Annotated in this window: 17 protein-coding genes and 1 pseudogene; 8 read left to right on the forward strand and 10 right to left on the reverse strand. The window is 59.4% G+C overall.

Annotated features, from left to right (window positions below):
- Positions 1-10 precede the first annotated feature (10 nt).
- From ACSFE6_RS10715 to ACSFE6_RS10725, 3 genes are read right to left on the reverse strand one after another with little or no spacing between them, the layout of a single operon-like run.
- Complete coding sequence (locus ACSFE6_RS10715) at positions 11-1555, reverse strand: DUF4129 domain-containing protein (RefSeq protein WP_435427568.1); 1545 nt, start codon at positions 1553-1555, stop codon at positions 11-13.
- Positions 1542-2519, reverse strand: a complete 978-nt coding sequence (locus tag ACSFE6_RS10720) for a stage II sporulation protein M (protein WP_435427569.1) — start codon at positions 2517-2519, stop codon at positions 1542-1544. The genes ACSFE6_RS10715 and ACSFE6_RS10720 overlap by 14 nt, the downstream gene beginning before the upstream one ends.
- Positions 2516-3241: an RDD family protein gene (locus ACSFE6_RS10725; protein WP_435427570.1), complete on the reverse strand. Its 726-nt coding sequence runs from the start codon at positions 3239-3241 to the stop codon at positions 2516-2518. Before ACSFE6_RS10725 ends, ACSFE6_RS10720 begins: the two co-directional genes overlap by 4 nt.
- A gap of 184 nt (positions 3242-3425) precedes the next feature.
- Here ACSFE6_RS10725 and sbcB point away from each other — a divergent pair, with 184 nt between their 5' ends.
- On the forward strand, positions 3426-4856 hold the full coding sequence (gene sbcB, locus ACSFE6_RS10730) for an exodeoxyribonuclease I (RefSeq protein ID WP_435427571.1): 1431 nt from the start codon (positions 3426-3428) through the stop codon (positions 4854-4856).
- Positions 4857-4954: 98 nt separating this feature from the next.
- Here the strand turns inward: sbcB and mvaT are convergent, their stop codons facing one another.
- On the reverse strand, positions 4955-5332 hold the full coding sequence (gene mvaT / locus ACSFE6_RS10735; protein WP_007933316.1) for a histone-like nucleoid-structuring protein MvaT: 378 nt from the start codon (positions 5330-5332) through the stop codon (positions 4955-4957).
- 337 nt (positions 5333-5669) lie between these two features.
- On the opposite strand from mvaT, the gene purU reads away from it, so the two are divergent.
- Positions 5670-6518 (forward strand): formyltetrahydrofolate deformylase, encoded by an 849-nt coding sequence (gene purU / locus ACSFE6_RS10740; RefSeq protein WP_435427572.1) that lies wholly within the window; start codon positions 5670-5672, stop codon positions 6516-6518.
- A 100-nt stretch (positions 6519-6618) separates the two neighbouring features.
- On the forward strand, positions 6619-6822 hold the full coding sequence (locus ACSFE6_RS10745; RefSeq protein ID WP_435427573.1) for a hypothetical protein: 204 nt from the start codon (positions 6619-6621) through the stop codon (positions 6820-6822).
- Between the two features lie 56 nt (positions 6823-6878).
- Here the strand turns inward: ACSFE6_RS10745 and ACSFE6_RS10750 are convergent, their stop codons facing one another.
- The 5 genes and pseudogenes from ACSFE6_RS10750 to ACSFE6_RS10770 all read right to left on the reverse strand — a co-directional run.
- A complete protein-coding gene (locus ACSFE6_RS10750) occupies positions 6879-7877 on the reverse strand; it encodes a lysylphosphatidylglycerol synthase transmembrane domain-containing protein (RefSeq protein WP_435427574.1) in 999 nt (332 codons plus the stop codon).
- On the reverse strand, positions 7874-8650 hold the full coding sequence (locus tag ACSFE6_RS10755) for a DUF2334 domain-containing protein (protein WP_435427575.1): 777 nt from the start codon (positions 8648-8650) through the stop codon (positions 7874-7876). Before ACSFE6_RS10755 ends, ACSFE6_RS10750 begins: the two co-directional genes overlap by 4 nt.
- Positions 8643-9764, reverse strand: coding sequence for a glycosyltransferase family 4 protein (locus ACSFE6_RS10760; protein ID WP_435427576.1), 1122 nt, complete (start codon positions 9762-9764; stop codon positions 8643-8645). The genes ACSFE6_RS10755 and ACSFE6_RS10760 overlap by 8 nt, the downstream gene beginning before the upstream one ends.
- A 174-nt stretch (positions 9765-9938) precedes the next feature.
- A complete protein-coding gene (locus ACSFE6_RS10765) occupies positions 9939-10703 on the reverse strand; it encodes a methyl-accepting chemotaxis protein (RefSeq protein ID WP_435427607.1) in 765 nt (254 codons plus the stop codon).
- 93 nt (positions 10704-10796) lie between these two features.
- Positions 10797-11828 (reverse strand): annotated as a pseudogene (locus ACSFE6_RS10770) (HAMP domain-containing protein); the annotation flags it as partial.
- 183 nt (positions 11829-12011) lie between these two features.
- Here ACSFE6_RS10770 and ACSFE6_RS10775 point away from each other — a divergent pair.
- Positions 12012-13499 carry a helicase HerA-like domain-containing protein gene (locus tag ACSFE6_RS10775; protein WP_435427577.1) on the forward strand — a complete coding sequence of 496 codons (1488 nt, stop codon included), beginning with the start codon at positions 12012-12014 and terminating at the stop codon, positions 13497-13499.
- Between the two features lie 109 nt (positions 13500-13608).
- Here ACSFE6_RS10775 and ACSFE6_RS10780 read toward each other — a convergent pair whose 3' ends face one another.
- Positions 13609-14064 carry a DUF721 domain-containing protein gene (locus ACSFE6_RS10780; RefSeq protein WP_435427578.1) on the reverse strand — a complete coding sequence of 152 codons (456 nt, stop codon included), beginning with the start codon at positions 14062-14064 and terminating at the stop codon, positions 13609-13611.
- A 306-nt stretch (positions 14065-14370) separates the two neighbouring features.
- Here ACSFE6_RS10780 and secA point away from each other — a divergent pair, with 306 nt between their 5' ends.
- The 4 genes from secA to ACSFE6_RS10800 all read left to right on the forward strand — a co-directional run bounded on the left by secA (position 14371) and on the right by ACSFE6_RS10800 (position 20163).
- Complete coding sequence (gene secA, locus ACSFE6_RS10785; RefSeq protein WP_435427579.1) at positions 14371-17106, forward strand: preprotein translocase subunit SecA; 2736 nt, start codon at positions 14371-14373, stop codon at positions 17104-17106.
- Between the two features lie 119 nt (positions 17107-17225).
- Positions 17226-18443 carry a bifunctional glutamate N-acetyltransferase/amino-acid acetyltransferase ArgJ gene (argJ, locus tag ACSFE6_RS10790; RefSeq protein ID WP_224541632.1) on the forward strand — a complete coding sequence of 406 codons (1218 nt, stop codon included), beginning with the start codon at positions 17226-17228 and terminating at the stop codon, positions 18441-18443.
- Between the two features lie 146 nt (positions 18444-18589).
- Entirely contained in the window at positions 18590-19222 is a 633-nt protein-coding gene (locus ACSFE6_RS10795) for a glutathione S-transferase family protein (RefSeq protein WP_435427580.1), read from the forward strand.
- Positions 19219-20163, forward strand: coding sequence for a Nudix family hydrolase (locus tag ACSFE6_RS10800; protein ID WP_435427581.1), 945 nt, complete (start codon positions 19219-19221; stop codon positions 20161-20163). The genes ACSFE6_RS10795 and ACSFE6_RS10800 overlap by 4 nt, the downstream gene beginning before the upstream one ends.
- The last annotated feature ends 24 nt before the right edge of the window (positions 20164-20187 follow it).

A 20187-nucleotide genomic window follows, 5' to 3' on the forward strand; every position in this document is an offset into this window, starting at 1 on the left:
GCGCGCCGGTTCAACGGTGTGCTCCCGGGCCGAACAAGGTGCGCCAGCCATCACACAGCTCCCGTTGCAAGTGTGCGGCGGGCAGGCGATGCCCGTAGGCCATGTTTTGCCAGTGCCGGGTCAGGTGTTGGCTGAAGTTCAGCAGTGCCGGTTGGTGCAATTGCTCGACGCGCTCCAGCACCTGGCCTTCAGTGTCGGCGTCTTTCAGCGCAATGTTGAAGTCGTGCAACAAGTGGCTGAGCAGGGCGCGATAGAGCAATCCCAGCGCTTCCCGGGGTTGGGTTTGCCAGAGGCTTTCGGCGGTGGCGGCGATGTCGGCGGGCAAGGTTTCGCGATCGATGTCCAGTCCGAAGACCTGTTGTGGTATCGGTCGTGTGGCTTTTTTAGCGGGAGTTAGGCGACGGTTGACAAAGGCCTGTAGCCAATCGCGGTATCGCCAGATCAACAGACCGACGGCAGCGATCACGGTGCCCCACAGCATGACTTCGATCAAGGAGGCCATGACGCCGAAACGCTGGCTGTCAAACAGCCCGAACAGCGCCTTCAGCCAGTCCGGTGTGTGGCCGTCTTCCGACGTTTCGGTGGTGGCGTTGTCTTCGCCAAATCGATAGCGGGTCACCGTTTCCTTGTTCTTGAACGGTGGTTGATCGAGGATTGCCTTGATGCCTTCCCGGGACGCCTGACTGGTCAATGGTTGTTTCAGCAAGCGCGGACTGTCGGGTGAAATGACTGGCTCGGCAGCCAAGGTGTGTTGCCCCGTGGGCATCAGCAGGATCGCTGCCATTAATAGCGTGACGGCTGCGCTGCTCAAGCGTTGGCGCAACCGACGGAACACCAGTTCGATGTCCCAGGCTTCCAGCACGGTGCGCCGGTTCAGATAGAGACTGAAGCCGCAGGCCACATAGATCGGTTCCCAAACCATCAGCACCAGAGCGTAAAAGACGTTAGTCAGGTGTTCCAACCACCGCCAGTCCTGGGTGGCGGCGGTGATCAGCGACTGCCAGCTCCAGTCCAGGGCCACTTGTTGCGGCAGGAGCAGATAGAACAGCACCATCAGTCCGATCCACAGAGCGGTTTCCAGGTGCACGCCAATCAGCGTCAACCATCGGGCCGCGCCGGCGTCGCGCTGCAACAACACCTGCAAGCGCTGTTGTCGCGCCTCACCCGACAGGCCTTCGAGTTGCACCACGGGCAGTAGAAAGCTGCGACTCAGGCTCAGCCGTCGCCAGGTCAGGCTGGCCAGCAGCTGTGGCTTGAGCAGTCGCGGCCATTGGCAAAGCGCCTGTTTCAAAGTGGGCGTTTCACCAAACAGGGTTTTGGACAGGATGTACAGCGGCAGGCGCTCGAAGGCCGGTTTCAGCCACCAGAAGATGAACACCGCGAGAGAGGGCGACTCCCAGAACATCCAGGTCAGCAGCGCAAACACTGGCAAGGTCACAATGGCCCAACTGCTCATTAGCAGTCGCCGGTGGCGCTGGCTCAACAGCACCCCAAGGTCCATGGCTTCCCAGGTGGGGCGCGGGCGGATCACCACGGTGGCATCACTCAGGCGCATGACGAACCCGTCCGGCAAACAGCAAATAAACCGCGACCGACAACCAGAGCAGCGCTCCGACCAGGTATTTGGTCATGGGCGCCGGCGTCGTCATCGACGACCAATAAGCTTCGATAAACGCGGCAATCAGTAGAAACAGCATGACCCCGCAAATCAACAGCACACTCTTGTGCGCTGCCAGGCGCAAGGCCTCGGCACGTGGCAGGCGTCCCGGCGCAATCAACGCCCAGCCCAGTTGCAGGCCGGCGGCACCGGCCAGGGCAATGGCGGTCAATTCGAAGGCGCCATGGCCGATCACGAAAGACCAGAAGGTCTGCCCGTAGCCGATGTGTGTCAGGTGCCCGGCCACCGCGCCGATCATCAAACCGTTGAAGAACAGGAAAAACGCACTGCCCAGGCCAAACAGCAAACCGCTGGCGAATGTCTGAAAGGCGATGCCGATGTTATGCATGATGTAGTAGCCGAACATCACCCAGTCTTCGCTGGCCGCCCGCTGTGCGGAGCGCCCCAGGTGACCGGAGTCGGGGTCATACATGTTTTGCATGTCGTTGACCTGTTCGGCGGGAATCAGGTTGTAGACCAGGTCCGGAACCAGATAAACCAGCACGGCGAAACCGATCAGGCTGCCGAAAAACATCAGGCTGGCGGCAAGCACGAAAGGCCATTGTTCGCGCACCAGCCGGGGGAAGTCCGCGAGGATGAACGCCAACACATTGGCACCCAGCCGGCTTCGGTGGCGATACAGTTGTTGATGCCCGCGCAGGACTTGTTGCTGCAACGAGTCAATGAGGAAGCTGCTGTAACCGCGCTCCCGGGCCAGCGCCAGGTGTTGGCAGATGCGCCGGTAATCGCCGGGAAAACTGTCGGTCCCTTTGGCGTTTCTGTCCCGCTCCAGCCGTTCCAGCAGGGCGTCAAACTGCTCCCATTCGGCCATGTGCCGATGTTCGAATAGACTTTGCTTCATGCCGGACCCAACAGGCCACGGGCGATGCCATTGAGTTCGGCCACGGCGTGTGGCGCTGGAACCTGCAATGGCTGCGCGAGGATCGAAGCGAGTTCATTGACTCTGTCAGCTGAAAGTTCAGTCTGTCGCTCGGCGAACCCGAGGATGGCGCGTTGCTCGCTCGGTGTCAGGGAGAAGACTGGACGACGCGGTTGGGCGGGCGGCAGCTGCGGTCGGTTGAGTGGGTGTTCGCGGTAGATCACCAGCGTGCCGGCAGCAAGATCGCCCAGGCGTTTGAATCCAGGATGTTGCAAACAACTGATGGCCCCGAGGAAGTAACCGAACGGCAGCAGATCGACAAAGCGTAGCAGGTTACGCAGCAGCGATGCGGACCAGCCAATGGGGGTGCCATCGTCCTGCACCACACGCAAGCCCATCCACTGCTTGCCCGGTGAGCGGCCCTGGTTGAGCACTTCAAACAACACCATGTACCACCAGCTCACGCCGAAGATCAGCAACGAGCCCAGCCCCGCGCCGAGCTTGCCCAGCATCGCCAGGGCAATGAACAGCAGACCAAGGATCAAACCGCGCAATGCCAGATCAATGGAAAAGGCCACCGCGCGAACCATCAGCCCGGCCGGGCGCAGGGGCAAGTCGATGCCTTCCGGTGTTTCGACCTGGTACCGCGTATCCAGCGGCGGGGACAGCGATGCTTTCCGTGGCAGTGCTGCAGTCTCGAGCATGGGCAACCTGACGTTGTGGCCTGATCGGGAGGGTCTCTTCACCCGATGCTAGCAGTCCTGTGGGGAAAAACGACATCACTCTGTCTTGCAAGGTCATCAAACAGGGGGATTGAATGACAAGATGGCTGGCCGGAGCAGGACTTGAGGGCCTAGACTTCGTCGATCTTCAGTTCAGGAAACGCCTGTGACCTCCATCTTCTGGTACGACTATGAAACGACGGGCATCAACCCCCGTTGCGACCGCCCACTGCAAATGGCGGGGCTGCGTACGGACTTCGATCTCAATGAAATAGACGAACCGGTCAACCTCTATTGCCAACCCAGTGAGGACATCCTGCCGCACCCGGCAGCCTGCGCGATCACCGGCATTACCCCCGGTTGCTTGTCCGAACACGGCCTGAGCGAAGCCGATTTCATGACCCGTGTGCATGCCCAACTGGCGGCTCCCGGCACCTGCGGCGCGGGTTACAACACCTTGCGTTTCGACGACGAGATGACGCGCTACAGCCTGTATCGCAACTTTTTCGACCCCTATGCGCGGGAATGGCAGGGCGGTAACAGTCGTTGGGACCTGATCGATGTGGTGCGTGCCGCGTATGCCTTGCGCCCTGACGGGATCGCTTGGCCAACGGACGAGGAGGGACGGGTGACGCTCAAACTCGAACGCCTGACGGCCGCCAACGGTATCGATCACGGCAACGCCCACGAAGCGCTGTCGGACGTTCGCGCGACCATCGCCCTGGCGCGTTTGATCCGGGAAAAACAACCGAAGTTATATGACTGGCTGTTTCAGTTGCGCAGTAAACAAAAAGTGCTGGATCAGATTCGCCTGTTGCAACCGATGGTGCATGTGTCTGGACGTTTTTCCGCTGCCCGCCATTACATCGGCGTCGTATTGCCCTTGGCATGGCACCCACGCAACAAGAATGCATTGATTGTCTGCGACCTTCACCTCGATCCGCAGGGGCTGCTGGATCTGGATGCCGAGACCTTGCGCCAGCGCCTCTATACACGGCGCGATGATTTGGCCGAGGGTGAGTTGCCCGTGCCGCTCAAACTCATTCACATCAACAAGTGTCCGGTGATAGCACCGTTGGCGGTACTCCGTCCGGAAGATCAGCAGCGTCTCGGGCTGGATATGGCGTTGTATCGGCAGCGCGTACTGCGGCTAAGTGACGCGGCCAAAGTTTGGCAGGATAAAGTTCTGGAAATCTATGCCGGGGAGGAATTTGTCCCCAGCCGGGACCCGGAACAACAGTTATACGATGGTTTTATCGGCGATCGTGATCGTCGATTATGCGAGCAAGTGCGGACGGTCGATCCGCAGCAATTGGCGAGAGAGAAATGGCTTTTCGATGACGAACGTTTGCCGGAGTTATTGTTTCGATATCGCGCACGTAACTTTCCGGATACGTTGAGTTTCGAAGAGCAAGAGCGCTGGCGACTATTTTGTCAGAAGCGTCTGTCAGACCTGGAATGGGGGGCGCCCAATACCCTTGATAGTTTTGTGGAGACCGCAGCCCAATTGATGCTTACTGCGACACCGTTTCAGCAAAAGGCACTCGATGAGTGGCAGGAATATGTTCAGGACTTGCGCCAGCGTTTGAATCTTTGAAATCGAAACTGAACGGGTTGAACTGCGGACATAAAAAACGCCAGCGCTATGCTGGCGTTATTTTTTGTCGCAAATATGTCTGCGACAAGCACGGCGGCTTAGCCCAGCAGGGTAGCCCAGCCTTCAACCACGTCACCGCCCCACTTGGCTTTCCACTCTTTCAGAGTCTTGTGGTTGCCACCTTTGGTTTCGATGACTTCGCCGTTGTGCGGGTTTTTGTATTGTTTAACTTTGCGAGCACGCTTGGTGCCGGTAGTTTTTACTGCGCCGCCACGTGGTGCCTTGGTTTTGGATTCCGGATCCAGCAAGGCGATGATGTCACGCAGGGACTTGGAGTATTCGCCCATCAGGGTGCGCAGTTTGCCTTCGAATTCCAGCTCGGTTTGCAGTTTGTCGTCTTGGGACAGGTTCTTCAAACGGGCTTGCAGCTCTTTGATAGCTTCTTCGGTGGCACGGTATTCGTTGATCAAGGACATGATTACTACCTTATGTAGAAACAGGATGGCAGGGGACAGTGCGGCAATAATAGTCAGGGTATTTCATCAAGTAAACATTAAACCGGAGTTTATTTAATTTAATGACAGCGAGTTAAGCCCACTTTTGGTGAGCAGTTAAATAGTTCGAAGCTGAGGCTACAAATGTTCACAATTCAATGCTGCAAGAGAGCAAACAACACTGTCATGACACGGGCTTCCAGCGCTGGCAGAGACCTCGGCGCTGACCATCGGGCAAGGCAATATGTGATCAATACTGCAGATTCGCTGCGCAATCGCTAGAATGGCGGCCTTTGCGAAGTTCTGGAGTTTCCCCCTCATGCGCACTTTTCGGCTGGTGATCTCTTGCCCGGACCGCGTCGGCATCGTTGCTAAAGTCAGTAACTTTCTGGCGTCTCATAACGGTTGGATCACTGAAGCGAGCCATCACTCGGATAATCAGAGTGGCTGGTTCTTCATGCGTCACGAAATCCGTGCCGACTCGCTACCTTTCGGTATCGAAGCCTTTCGCGAAGCGTTTGCGCCGATTGCCGAAGAATTTTCGATGGACTGGCGCATCACCGATACGGCGCAGAAAAAGCGCGTTGTGCTGATGGCCAGCCGCGAGTCCCACTGCCTCGCTGACTTGCTGCATCGCTGGCACAGCGATGAACTGGACTGTGAAATCGCCTGCGTGATTTCCAACCACGACGACTTGCGCAGCATGGTCGAATGGCACGGCATTCCTTACTACCACGTGCCGGTCAACCCGCAGGACAAGGAGCCGGCCTTCGCCGAGGTTTCGCGCCTGGTCAAACAGCACGATGCCGAAGTGGTCGTACTGGCCCGTTACATGCAAATTCTGCCGCCCGAGTTGTGCAGCGAATATGCACATAAGGTCATCAACATTCACCACAGCTTCCTGCCGTCGTTCGTCGGCGCCAAGCCGTACCACCAGGCGTCCATGCGCGGCGTGAAGCTGATTGGTGCTACCTGCCACTATGTGACGGAAGAGCTGGACGCCGGTCCGATCATCGAACAGGACGTGGTGCGCGTCAGCCACAGCGACAGCGTCGAAGACATGGTGCGTTTCGGTCGCGACGTCGAGAAGATGGTACTGGCCCGCGGCCTGCGTTATCACTTGGAAGACCGGGTGCTGGTACACGGCAACAAAACCGTGGTGTTCTGATCGCGGCACGACGCAGTTGAAATCCGAAGGGCCTGGGCGTTCAATCGCTCCAGGCCCTTCGCCGTTTCTGCGCAGCCGTTTCTGAATAGGGGATATCACCATGGCCGATCCACTGGACAAAGCCACTTCCAAAGCGCCCGCGACATTGGGGGAAGGCTGTTTGAGTCGATATGACCCCGATGACATGGGGCCGGAAGATGGCACAGAATTTCCGGGTGCTGCCGAGTTGTGGGAGCAGTTGCAGCAGGAGTCCATCCCGAATCCCGGTAGGAGCGAGCTTGCTCGCGATGGTCGTAAACGATAACGCGTGAAACCTGATACCCCGCGGTGTCCATGCGTCCATCGCGAGCAAGCTCGCTCCTACAGGGCTTGCTTGGGCTTCATCAGCTTCTTGAGCAATGGCCGACCCAGCATCAATACAAACACCGGCCCTCCCACCAGCAGATAGAAGTAGTAGGTCACTGCCCGCCAGATCAGGATCGCCGCCGCCGCCGTGGATTTTCCCACCATGGGTGCCAGCAGCGCCGCCGAGGTCAGTTCGGCCGCTCCGGCCCCGCCCGGTAACAGGCTGAATTGTCCTGCGCTGAGCGAAAGCATCTGGATCAGAAAGCTCCAGGCCCACTGCAAATCCGCCCCAAGCCCCCGCAACGCCAGATACAGCACGCTATAACGCAAGATCCAATGCAGACAGGTCAAGGCAAACACCGTGATCAAAGTCTGAAAGGGCAGCTTCAGCGTGTCGGTAAACGCCGCCAGAAAGTGCAGGAGTTTTCGTGCCCAGCGCATACGGGTGGTGGATTGGACGTTGATGCGAACAAGAAGTCGACCGCTCAGGCGAATCAGTAAACGGTGGTATCGGGCCACGATCACGCAACAGACCAATCCACCGAACATCGAGAGGGCACTGACGGTCAGAAGCCACTCCATGCGCTGACTCAGGTGCTGGAATAGCGCATAAATCAGGATTGCGCTCAACGCGCAAAGGAAAAACAGCAAGTCGCTCAACTGATCCATGGCAAACACGGCACTGCCCCTGGCCGGACGCACGCCATTGCGCGCCAGTAACGCCATGATGGTCAGTGGCCCGCCACTGCCGCCAGGTGTGGCGCAATAGGCAAATTCGGCGGCCATCACCACACCAAGGCTTTTGACCGGGCTCACCTTGTCGCGTTGATCCCCCAACAGCAGGCGCAGGCGGAAGGTGTTGACGACCCAGCACAGCAGGATCATGCCAAACATGACCAGCAACCAACTGCGTGGAAAGGTGTTCAGCCGCGACCAGGTTTCGCTGCCGCCCAGCAACCAGGGAATCAGCAGTGCGGCGAGCAGGCCGATGAATAGCAGGATCCCGCGGCTCATGCGGCGCGACCCATTCGGTTGTCCTGCTGTGCCAGCCAGCGCAACTTGGTCATTGGTACCCGTCCCTCGTCGAGCAGGCGTTTAAGGGTTTTCAGCCACCAGGTGCGTGAAAATTCGTGGCGCATATCCACCGGGTGCAAGCCCAGCCGAATGACTGGTGCTTGCCGCCAGCGTTGTTCGAGTTGATCGCAAACCAGCTTCGACATGCCACGGCGCCAGGCGCTGCGCGCACTCCAGACCAGTCCGGGAGCATTGAACGGCGTGAAGTCCGGCAAGCGATAGAGGTGTTGTGCGTCGCTGGTATAGCTCAAGGGTAATTGTCGCAAGGCCTGTCGAGTGCCTTCGCTCATCAGCCAGGCCGGCGCGACAAAGCCGTGCAGCGGCCAGTGATAACGGTCGAATACTTCAATTCCGGCGCGCAGCCGAGCGAGGGCGGCCTCGCGGGGCAGGTTGTAAAACTCACCTTCGTGGGTATAGATCCGGCGTATGAACCAGTCCCGGGGATTACTCGTCATTGGTCCGTTGTCGCAGTGAAAGTAGCCGTGAAGTACCAGTTCGTCGCCCCGGTCGAGACGCTCGGCGAGCTGGCGGCGAAATCCCGGATGGGCGTGTAGGGGGGCGTGCTTGTGGTAGTCAGGCACCACCAGCAGGGTCATCGGCACATCGCCGAAGGCATCGAGGGCTTCGATAAAAGGTTGATAATCGGCCCAGGAGTGCGGCGTCACATCGTGCAGCACCAACAACAGGCTGGATTGATTCATGGGCTCAACCATTGACGACTCGCGGCCATTGGCTGCCGAGTACGGCGTGATAGTGGTTGAGCAAGCTGTTGACCACTGTATCCCAGTCGTAATACCGCTCGACATGGCGTCGCGCCTGTTGGCCGAGGGCTGCGCTGCCCTGGCTGAACAGTTCGCGCACGGCGTTGGCCATGGCCACCGGTTCGTTGGGGGGACACAACAGGCCACATTCATCGGTGATGATTTCCTCGAACGCGCCGGCTGCGACGGCCACCACTGGAATGCCGCAGGCCATGGCTTCGAGCACCACCAGGCCAAAGGTTTCCTGGTCACCGGCATGCAGCAACGCGTCGGCACTGGCCATCAGGCGGGCGACTTGCGGGGCAGGGCGGAATTCATCGATGACGGTAACATTGCTTGGCACAGTGGCTGGCATCGACGAGCCGACCAGCAACAAGTGATAGCGTCGGCCCAGGCGTTTCATGCAATCGAGCAGGACCGGCAGGTTTTTTTCCTTGGAGCCGCGCCCGGCAAAAATCAGCAGATGAATGTTTTCGTCCAGGCCCAGTTCGGCCCGCAAACCGTTATCGCGCGCACCGGGATGGAACATTTGCAGGTCGACGCCCAGGGGCTGCACGAAAACGTTCTTCACGCCCAGGCCGGTCAGTTTGTCCGCCATGACCCGACTGGGTGCCAGCACCCGGTCGAAGTTGCCGTAGAGCTTGCTGACATAAGCTTCGACGTTGGGGGTGACCCAGTGACCCATGCGGTTGCTGACCAGCAGTGGCAGGTCCGAGTGATAAAAGCCAATCACCGGCACATCCAGTTGGCGACGCGCATCCAGGGCCGCCCACGCGGTGAGATAAGGATCGCCGACCTCGATCAGTTCGGGTTGCAGGTCGTGAAGTACATTGCGCCAGGGCGCCAGACGGAGAGGGAAACGATAGCCTTTGCCGAAGGGCAGGGCGGGAGCTGGAACGGTGTAGATACCCTCCTTTTCACTGAAAATCGCTCCGGGGATCAGCAAGCTGTGGCGAATGTTCGGCCTTGTGCACAGACGATGATGCTTGGCATCCAGATAAGTGCGCACGCCACCGCTGGCGGGGGCGTAGAACATGGTTATGTCCGCGATATGCACGATGAACATCCCTCCGGTCCAATGATCTCCTTGGTTGACCTAAATGAAGAATAGATGTTCGGTTGGGCTTTTGCGGGTGGGGTGCCAGTGGGTTATTGCGGAGTATTTCAGATCATCTTCGCGAGCAGGCTCGCTCCCACAGAAGTACCGAGACACTGTGGGAGCGAGCCTGCTCGCGAAAAACTAGATACGGAAACTGCCCACTAACTGCTTGAGGCGCGCCGCCTGCTGCTCAAGATCGGCACAAGCACGCAGCGTTGATTGCAGGTTTTCCACGCCCTCCTGGTTCAACGTATTGATTTCGGTGATGTCGACATTGATCGACTCCACCACGGCAGTCTGCTCCTCGGTCGCGGTGGCCACCGACTGGTTCATGCCGTCGATTTCACCGATGCGTTGGGTCACGCTACTCAGGCGCTCGCCGGCCAGGTTGGCGATTTCCACGCTGTCCTGACTGTGGCGCTGGCTGTCACTCATGGTGCTCACGGATTCGCGCGCGCCGACCTGCAACTCTTCGATCATGGCCTGTACCTGTTGCGCCGACTCCTGGGTACGGTGCGCCAGGTTGCGCACTTCATCGGCCACGACCGCAAATCCGCGCCCGGCTTCGCCTGCCCGTGCCGCCTCAATGGCGGCGTTGAGCGCCAGCAGGTTGGTCTGCTGGGAAATGCTGGTGATGACCTCGAGAATCTGCCCGATGTTCACGGTTTTGCTATTAAGCGACTCAATGTTGTCGCTGGAGGCGCTGAGCATGTTCGACAGCTGGTTCATCGCAACGATGCTGCGATCCACCACCTGCTGGCCATCTTCGGCCAGGCTGCGGGCGTCGCTGGCCTGATTTGACGCTTGCGCGGCATTGCGGGCGATTTCCTGGGCGGCAGCGCCGAGCTGGTTGATCGCCGCCGCCACGCTGCTGGTGCGTGAAGCCTGTTGGTCGGAGTTGTACATCGACGAATTCGAGGCGGCCACCACCCGCAGTGCCACTTCGTTAACCTGTCCTGTGGCCGAGCACACTTCACGGATTGAGCCATGAATACGCTCGACGAAACGGTTGAACGCTTTGCCAAGGAGGCCGAACTCATCGTTGTTGACGATTGTCAGGCGTTTGGTCAGGTCGCCCTCGCCGTCGGCAATGTCGGCCATGGCGCGGGTCATGACGTGTAGCGGCTGGATCAGGATGCGGATCAGCATCCCCAGCAGGGCGATGATGATGGCTACCGCGATGATGGTCGCAAAGACCGCTGAGGCGCGGAATTCGCTGAGCATTGAGAAGGCTTTGTCTTTATCCACCGACACACCGATGTACCAGTTGACTGAAGACAGGCCTTTGATCGGGGTGAATGTGACGATGCGGGTTTTGCCATCGACCTCGATTTCACTGAAGTCGCTACTGATGCGCGGCGTGTTGTTCGGGTAGGCCTCGGACAAGGATTTCATGACCAGTGTCTTGTCCGGGTGCACCAGGATCTTGCCGTCGGCGCTGACCAGGAACGCATGGCCCATGCCACCAAAGTCCAGTGCGTTCAGGCTGTCTATGATCATCTGCATGCTCAGGTCACCGCCGACCGCGCCGATGCTTTGACCCTCTTTGATTACGTTGTGGACGATGGAAATGACCTGTTGGCCTGTGGCCATATCGATGTAGGGTTCGGTCAGTACCGGGCCACTGGTGTTTTGAGCGCTCTTGTACCAAGGCCGGACGCGAGGATCAAAGCCTTCGGGCATCTTGGCGTTCGGGCGGATGATAAAGGTGCCGTCGATGCTACCCATGAAGACGCCCATGAACGCTGCGGCCATCGCCTTTTGTTCAAGCAGTTTGGTGATGTTGCTGGTGTCGGCATTCAGTGCGACGTTTTGTGAGAGATTTTCAATCAACAGGCTGCGTCCGTTCAGCCAGGTCTGGATGTTGTTGGCGGTCACCCTGCCCATTTCTTGCAGGTAGTTGTCCAGATCTTTGCGGATCGCGTTACGTTGCTGGTAGTCGTTGTACAACGTAAATGAAGCGAAGGCGGCAGTGACGATGAGGGCGGCGGCAAGCAGGATTTTATGGCTGAATCTTAGATTTTTGTTCATGGCTTGGGGTTCCGCTAAGGTCTTATATGCCAGAGGTGTGTTCTTATTGGTCCACACGGCAGGGCATGGGTAAATACTGAAATTTCCGGCTGTCCTTAGGGAAATATCCGATCGATTTGTCAGACTGGTCTGTTCAGATGTCTATCGGCCAATTCTGAAAAAGATTAACCATTGGGTGACCAAATGCCTGACTCACTGCAACTCGTTATCGGTGCCGATCTTTCGGGACAGCCGATTTCCCAGGCCATGCGCCTGGCCAACCGTCACGGTTTGATCGCAGGTGCTACCGGGACCGGCAAGACCGTCACCCTGCAACGCATGGCAGAGGCTTTCAGCGATGCCGGTGTGGCGGTGTTCGCCGCCGATATAAAAGGTGATCTATGTGGCTTGGGCGCTGCGGGCAATCCCCAGGGCAAGATCGCCGAGCGGATCGCCGGGATGCCTTGGCTGAACCACAAACCGGCCGCCTATCCGGTGACCTTGTGGGACATACAGGGTCAAACCGGCCACCCGCTGCGCACAACCTTGAGCGAAATGGGGCCGTTACTGCTGGGCAGCTTGCTGGAACTGACCGACAGCCAGCAGTCGGCACTCTATGCTGCGTTCAAGGTCGCGGACCGCGAAGGTTTGTTGCTGCTGGATCTGAAAGACCTGAAGGCGCTGCTCAATCACCTCAAGGACAATCCGGAACTGCTCGGGGATGATGCCGCACTGATGACCACCGGTTCCAGTCAGGCGCTGTTGCGACGCCTGGCGACCCTTGAACAGCAGGGCGCCGAGGCGCTGTTCGGTGAACCGGCGCTGCAACTCGAAGACATTCTGAAACCGACCGCTGACGGTCGCGGACGCATTCATTTGCTTGATGCCAGTCGTCTGGTGCACGAAGCGCCAAAGGTCTACGCGACCTTCCTGTTGTGGCTGCTGGCCGAGCTGTTCGAGCAGTTGCCGGAGCGCGGCGACGCGGACAAACCGCTGCTGGCGCTGTTTTTCGACGAAGCGCATTTGTTGTTCGCCGGCACGCCCAAGGCCTTGCAGGAGCGCCTGGAGCAAGTGGTGCGGCTTATCCGTTCGAAAGGCGTGGGCGTGTATTTCGTCACGCAATCGCCGGGTGACCTGCCGGATGACGTGCTGGCGCAGCTTGGGTTGCGTATCCAGCATGGTTTGCGCGCATTCACCGCCAAAGAGCAAAAATCCCTACGGGCCGTGGCCGATGGTTTTCGGCCGAATCCGGCGTTCGATGCCTTGTCGGTGCTGACTGAACTCGGCATCGGCGAAGCATTGGTTGGAACGCTTCAGGATAAAGGCACGCCGGAGATGGTCCAGCGGGTCCTGGTGGCACCGCCGCAATCGCGGATCGGGCCGTTGAGCGACGCCGAGCGCGCGGCGCTGATCGCTGGGTCATCGTTACAGGGGCGGTATGACAAGCCAATCGATCGCGAATCTGCGTACGAAGTGCTAATGGGGCGCAAGGGCCTGGCACCGGAGCCGGAAGCGGCACCGGGCAAACCGACACCGCAAGAGCCGAGCTTTACCGAGCAGGCCGGGGAGTTTCTCGGCACGGCGGCGGGGCAGGCGTTGAAATCGGCAATGCGTCAGGCGGCGAATCAGTTGGGGCGGCAATTGGTGCGGGGGTTGATGGGGTCTCTGCTCGGTGGCAGCAAACGTCGATAGGTAAAAACTGTGGGAGCGAGCCTGCTCGCGAATGCGGGCTGGCATTCAATGCATATGTTGACGGATACACCGCTTTCGCGAGCAGGCTCGCTCCCACAGATGGGCTATATCAGGTCTTGGGCCTGGCATGCGCCGCCAAGCGCTCCAGCGCCGCCCGCAGGTTCGGATCGCTGATGCCATCAGCCGTTGCCTGAATGGTTTCCGCCGCATTGTTGGACAGATCCATGGTATGCCCGGTCGCGCCGCGTTGAACGGTGGGTGGCTGCACCTTGAACAGGATTCGTGTGAGGTTGGCGAACTCGTCAAACATCTGCAGTTGTCGTTGCAGGCGCTTTTGCTGGTAGCGCAGGCGCGTGGCCCAATGACCGTCGGTGACAATCAGCAATAAACTGCCTTCGCGCCACGAGGCCACATGGCAGTGTTCGCGAGCGGCGGGTTGCAGTTGGCTTTCCAGCAGGCGTTGCAGATGGCCCAGGCGTTGGGCGTGGCCGAGGATGGCTTTGAGCGGCTTGGCTTCGCGAAGCAGGACGGCGGGTGCTCTGGCCGTAAGAGGGCGAAATGCCATGATCAGACACCTGAAGTAACAGAGCCGCCATGTTAGCAGAAAGCCGCACCTGCACCGACCCATTGCTTTGCGCGCGATTTACCCCTTAAATCAATCCATGACTTCTGCCTCGTATGGCTTGAAGTTCAGCCATTTGCCCCTATTTTAAGTGAGCCCCGTCACAGCGCTGTGCCAGCATCGTGGAATAACGCCACTTTCCTCACCATCGTTTCCGGGTAGAATGCTCGTTCGCATGCGGCCATGAGGGCTGCACGGGCGACTCACGGGGCCGCCCTCCATCCCTTTAGTGTGGAAGATCCTGCCGATATGTTTGCGCCTTTGTTAAAGAAACTTTTTGGAAGCAAGAACGAGCGTGAAGTCAAACGCATGCTCAAGACGGTGCAACTCGTCAATGCCTTCGAAGAGCAAATGGTGGCCCTTTCGGACGATCAATTGCGTGCCAAGACGGATGAGTTCAAGGCTCGTATCGCCAAAGGGGAAACCCTCGACAAGCTGCTGCCGGAAGCCTTTGCGGTCGCCCGCGAAGCCGGCAAGCGCGTCATGGGAATGCGCCACTTCGATGTCCAGCTGATCGGTGGCATGACCTTGCATGAAGGCAAGATCGCCGAAATGCGCACCGGTGAAGGCAAGACCCTGGTGGCAACACTGGGTGTTTACCTCAACGCATTGTCCGGCAAGGGCGTGCACGTTGTGACGGTGAACGACTACCTGGCCCGTCGTGACGCCAACTGGATGCGTCCGCTCTACGAATTCCTCGGCCTGACGGTCGGCGTTGTCACGCCGTTCCAGCCACCGGAAGAGAAACGCGCGGCCTACGCCTCCGATATCACCTACGGCACCAACAACGAATTCGGTTTCGATTACCTGCGCGACAACATGGCGTTCAGTCTGGAAGAGAAATTCCAGCGCGAACTCAATTTCGCCGTGATCGACGAAGTCGACTCCATCCTCATCGACGAAGCCCGTACCCCGCTGATCATCTCCGGTCAGGCCGAGGACAGCTCCAAGCTGTACATGGAGATCAATAAACTGATCCCGCAGCTGGAATTGCACATCGAAGAAGTCGAAGGTGAAGTCACCAAGGCCGGCCACTACACCGTCGACGAGAAGACCCGCCAGGTCGAACTCAACGAAGCCGGTCACCAGTTCGTCGAAGAGGCGCTGACCCGCCTGGGCCTGCTGGGTGAAGGCGAGAGCCTGTACTCGGCGCACAACCTACCCCTGCTGACTCATGTTTATGCCGGCCTGCGTGCGCACAAGCTGTTCCATCGCAACGTTGAATACATTGTGCAGGACGGTCAGGTGGTGCTGGTCGACGAGCACACCGGTCGTACCATGCCGGGTCGTCGTTTGTCCGAAGGCCTGCACCAGGCCATCGAAGCCAAGGAACACCTGAACATCCAGGCCGAAAGCCAGACACTGGCATCGACCACGTTCCAGAACTACTTCCGTCTGTACACCAAACTGTCCGGCATGACCGGTACGGCCGACACCGAAGCGTTCGAGTTCCATCAGATCTATGGCCTGCAGGTTGTCGTCATTCCGACCAACAAGCCGCTGGCCCGTAAAGACTATAACGACTTGGTGTTCCTGACCGCCGACGAGAAGTACGCGGCCATCGTCAATGACATCAAGGAAAGCATGGCGGCCGGTCGTCCGGTGCTGGTGGGTACTGCGACCATCGAAACGTCCGAGCACATGTCCAATCTGCTCGTGAAGGAAGGCATCGAACACAAGGTCCTGAACGCCAAGTTCCACGAAAAGGAAGCCGAGATCATCGCCCAGGCCGGTCGTCCGGGTGCGCTGACCATTGCCACCAACATGGCCGGTCGTGGTACCGACATCCTGTTGGGCGGCAACTGGGAAGTGGAAGTCGCTTCGCTGGAAAACCCGACGCCTGAGCAGATTGCCCAGATCAAGGCCGACTGGCAGAAGCGTCACCAGCAAGTGCTCGAGTCGGGCGGTTTGCAGGTGATCGCTTCCGAGCGTCACGAATCGCGCCGTATCGACAACCAGTTGCGTGGTCGTGCCGGTCGTCAAGGCGACGCCGGTTCCAGTCGTTTCTACCTGTCCCTGGAAGACAGCCTGATGCGCATCTTCGCCTCTGACCGGGTGAAGAACTTCATGAAGGCCCTGGGCATGCAGCCTGGCGAGGCGATCGAGCACCGCATGGTGACCAACGCCATCGAAAAGGCCCAGCGCAAGGTGGAAGGCCGCAACTTCGACATTCGTAAACAACTGCTCGAGTTCGACGACGTCAACAACGAACAGCGTAAAGTGATCTATCACATGCGTAACACGTTGCTGGCCGCCGACAACATCGGTGAAACCATCGCCGACTTCCGTCAGGACGTGCTCAACGCGACCGTCAGCGCACACATTCCGCCGCAATCGCTGCCTGAGCAGTGGGACGTGGCCGGTCTGGAAGCTGCGTTGCAGAGCGATTTTGGTGTGGCATTGCCGATCCAGCAATGGCTCGACGAAGACGACCACCTGTACGAAGAAACCCTGCGCGAGAAACTGATGCAGGAGCTCATGGCGGCGTACAACGAGAAAGAAGATCAGGCGGGCGCCGAAGCGCTGCGTACCTTCGAGAAGCAAATCGTTCTGCGTGTTCTGGACGACCTGTGGAAAGACCACCTGTCGACCATGGACCACCTGCGTCACGGTATCCACTTGCGTGGCTACGCCCAGAAGAACCCGAAACAGGAATACAAGCGCGAGTCCTTCACGCTGTTCTCCGAACTGCTGGATTCGATCAAGCGCGATTCGATCCGTGTGTTGTCCCACGTTCAGGTTCGTCGCGAAGACCCGGCCGAAGAAGAGGCACGCCTGCGTCAGGAAGCCGAGGCACTGGCCGCCCGTATGCAGTTCGAACACGCTGAAGCGCCTGGTCTTGAGCAGGTGGAGCCGCTCGGGGAAGAGGTCGATGTAGCCCTCGCCGCCGCACCGGTTCGCAACGAGCAGAAGCTGGGCCGTAACGAGCTGTGCTACTGCGGTTCGGGCAAGAAGTTCAAGCATTGCCACGGGCAGATCCAGTAACCCCGTTCAAACGCTGAAATACCCGCGCCGCGACCGGCTCATGCCGTCGCGGCGTTTTGCCATTTAAACCACCGCGCTTGCTGACGCGGTGTAGACATCATCTAGTAAGGAGCGCATTCATGGCTGTTGGTCTTGGTCCTTTGCCAACGTTGCACCCGGTTGCCGGTTTTGAACTCGGTATCGCCTCGGCTGGTATCAAGCGCCCTGGGCGCAAGGATGTCGTGGTCATGCGCTGTGTCGAAGGCTCGACAGTCGCTGGCGTGTTCACCCTGAACGCTTTTTGCGCAGCCCCGGTAATTCTGGCCAAGCAGCGTGTGCAAGGTCCGGTGCGTTACCTGCTGACCAACACCGGTAATGCCAACGCCGGTACTGGCGAGCCGGGCCTGGCCGCCGCTGAGCGCACCTGCGCCAAGCTGGCTGAATTGACCGGCGTCGATGCCAGCCAGGTACTGCCGTACTCCACTGGTGTGATCGGCGAGCCGCTGCCGGTCGAGAAGATCGAAGGCGCGTTGCAGGCCGCCCTCGACGACCTGTCGGTTAACAACTGGGAAGCAGCCGCCACCGGCATCATGACCACCGACACCTTGCCCAAGGGTGCCAGCCGCCAGTTCCAGCACGACGGCGTAACGGTCACTGTGACCGGTATCAGCAAAGGCGCGGGTATGATTCGCCCGAACATGGCCACCATGCTCGGCTACATCGCCACTGACGCCAAAGTCTCCCGCGACGTGCTGCAAAACCTGATGCTCGACGGTGCCAACAAGTCGTTTAACCGCATCACGATCGACGGCGACACCTCGACCAACGACTGCTGCATGTTGATCGCAACGGGTCAGGCGGCATTGCCGGAAATCACCCGCGCCGAAGGCGAGTTGTTCGCCAAGCTCAAGCAAGCGGTATTCGAAGTGTGCATGGACGTGGCCCAGGCCATCGTTCGCGATGGCGAAGGCGCGACCAAGTTCGTGACCGTTGAAGTCAATGGCGGCGGCAATCACCAGGAGTGCCTGGACGTCGGTTACACCGTGGCCCACTCGCCGTTGATCAAGACCGCACTGTTCGCTTCCGACCCGAACTGGGGGCGCATCCTGGCCGCCGTCGGCCGTGCTGGCGTGCCGAACCTGGACGTAAGCAAGATCGACGTGTTCCTCGGCGAAGTGTGCATCGCCAGCCGTGGTGCCCGTGCTGCGACCTACACTGAAGCCCAGGGCGCGGCGGTGATGCAGCAGGAGGAAATCACCATCCGTATCGAGCTGGGTCGCGGCGATTGCAGCGAAACCATCTGGACCACTGACCTGTCCCACGAGTACGTGAAGATCAACGCCGAGTACCGTACGTAAGACCGAGTCGCCCCATTCGCGAGCAGGCTCGCTCCCACACTGGATTTGTATACACCTCAAACCACTGCGGGAGCGAGCCTGCTCGCGAAGGCGGCCGACCAGACACTAAAAATGCTGGCCTGTACCCCTCAAAAAAGGTCCCGAACATGTCCTTGCACCTGATCATCGGCGACAAACTGCTTTCCTCCTGGTCCCTGCGCGGCGCCCTGGCCCTCGACCTGACCGGTGCCCCCTACACCGAAGAACTCATCAAGCTGAACCAGCCGGACACCCGCGAGCGCCTGCTCAAGCATTCGCCAACCGGCAAGGTTCCGCTGCTGAAAACCGAACACGGCACCATCGCCGATTCCCTGGCGATTGCCGAATACCTGGCAGAACAGTTCCCCGATGCGGACCTGTGGCCCAAAGACATCGCCGCCCGCGCCCAGGCGCGTTCGGCTTGCGCGCAGATGCACAGCGGTTTTTTCGCCATGCGCGGCAATATGCCATTTGACCTGAGCCATGACGCACCGTTGGCGCCAGTCCCGGCGGATGTTCAGGCCGATATCGAGCGCATGTCGGCATTGTGGGCCGAGTGCCGCGCAGCGGCGACCGTAGCCGGCCCGTATTTGTTCGGTCGTGTATCGCTGGTCGACGTGTTTTTCGCACCCATCGCCGTACGCCTGCGCACCTATCGGGTGAAACTGTCGGCCGTCGACGAAGCCTATGTTGAAACCCTCTACCAATGGCCAGCGTTCATGGCCTGGCAGAAAGCCGGACTGGAGGAGGTCGAGCGGTGAAACGAGTACACGTAGCGGCTGCCGTCATTCGTGACAGCGGCGGCAAGATCCTGATTGCCCGCCGTGCTGACACTCAGCACCAGGGTGGCCTGTGGGAGTTTCCGGGTGGCAAGGTCGAAGCCGATGAATCGGTCGAAACCGCGCTGGCCCGCGAACTGAAGGAAGAGCTGGGGATCGTCGTCAGCGCGGCGCGCCCATTGATCAAAGTCCATCACGACTACCCGGACAAGCAGGTGTTGCTGGATGTCTGGGAAGTTTCGGCATTCACCGGCGAGCCACATGGCGCCGAAGGTCAGCCACTGGCCTGGGTGACGGCGCGTGAACTGTCGGGTTACGAGTTCCCCGAGGCCAACCGGCCAATCGTCGCCGCGGCCCGCTTGCCTGAGCAGTACCTGATCACCCCGGAAGACCTGGAAGCTCCGCAACTGCTACGGGGAATTCAGAAAGCAATCGCAGGCGGTATCAAACTGATCCAGCTACGCGCACCGAACGGTTACGATCCCAAGTACCGCGATCTGGCGGTGGATGCCGTCGGGCTGTGTGCCGGCAAGGCGCAATTGATGATCAAGGGGCCGTTCGAATGGCTCGGAGATTTCCCTTCCGCCGGCTGGCACATTACCTCGGCACAGTTGCGCAAGTACGCGGCTGCCGGTCGCCCGTTGCCCGCCTCGCGCTGGCTGGCGGCGTCCTGTCATAACGCCGAGGAGTTGGCGTTGGCCGAAGAAATGGGCGTGGATTTCGTGACCTTATCACCCGTGCAGCCGACCCTGACGCATCCTGATGCTCAGCCGCTGGGTTGGGAGCAGGCTTCGAGCTTGATCGAGGGCTTCAGCAGGCCGGTGTTCCTGCTCGGTGGCGTTGGGCCGGCAGAGGTTCAGAAGGCTTGGGCGGCGGGTGCCCAGGGTGTGGCGGGGATTCGGGCATTCTGGCCAGAGATTTGATCCTGCGGTGATCTTGCTGGCCTC

It is taken from the genome of Pseudomonas baetica (genome assembly GCF_051216495.1).
Taxonomy (GTDB): Bacteria; Pseudomonadota; Gammaproteobacteria; order Pseudomonadales; family Pseudomonadaceae; genus Aquipseudomonas; species Aquipseudomonas baetica_B.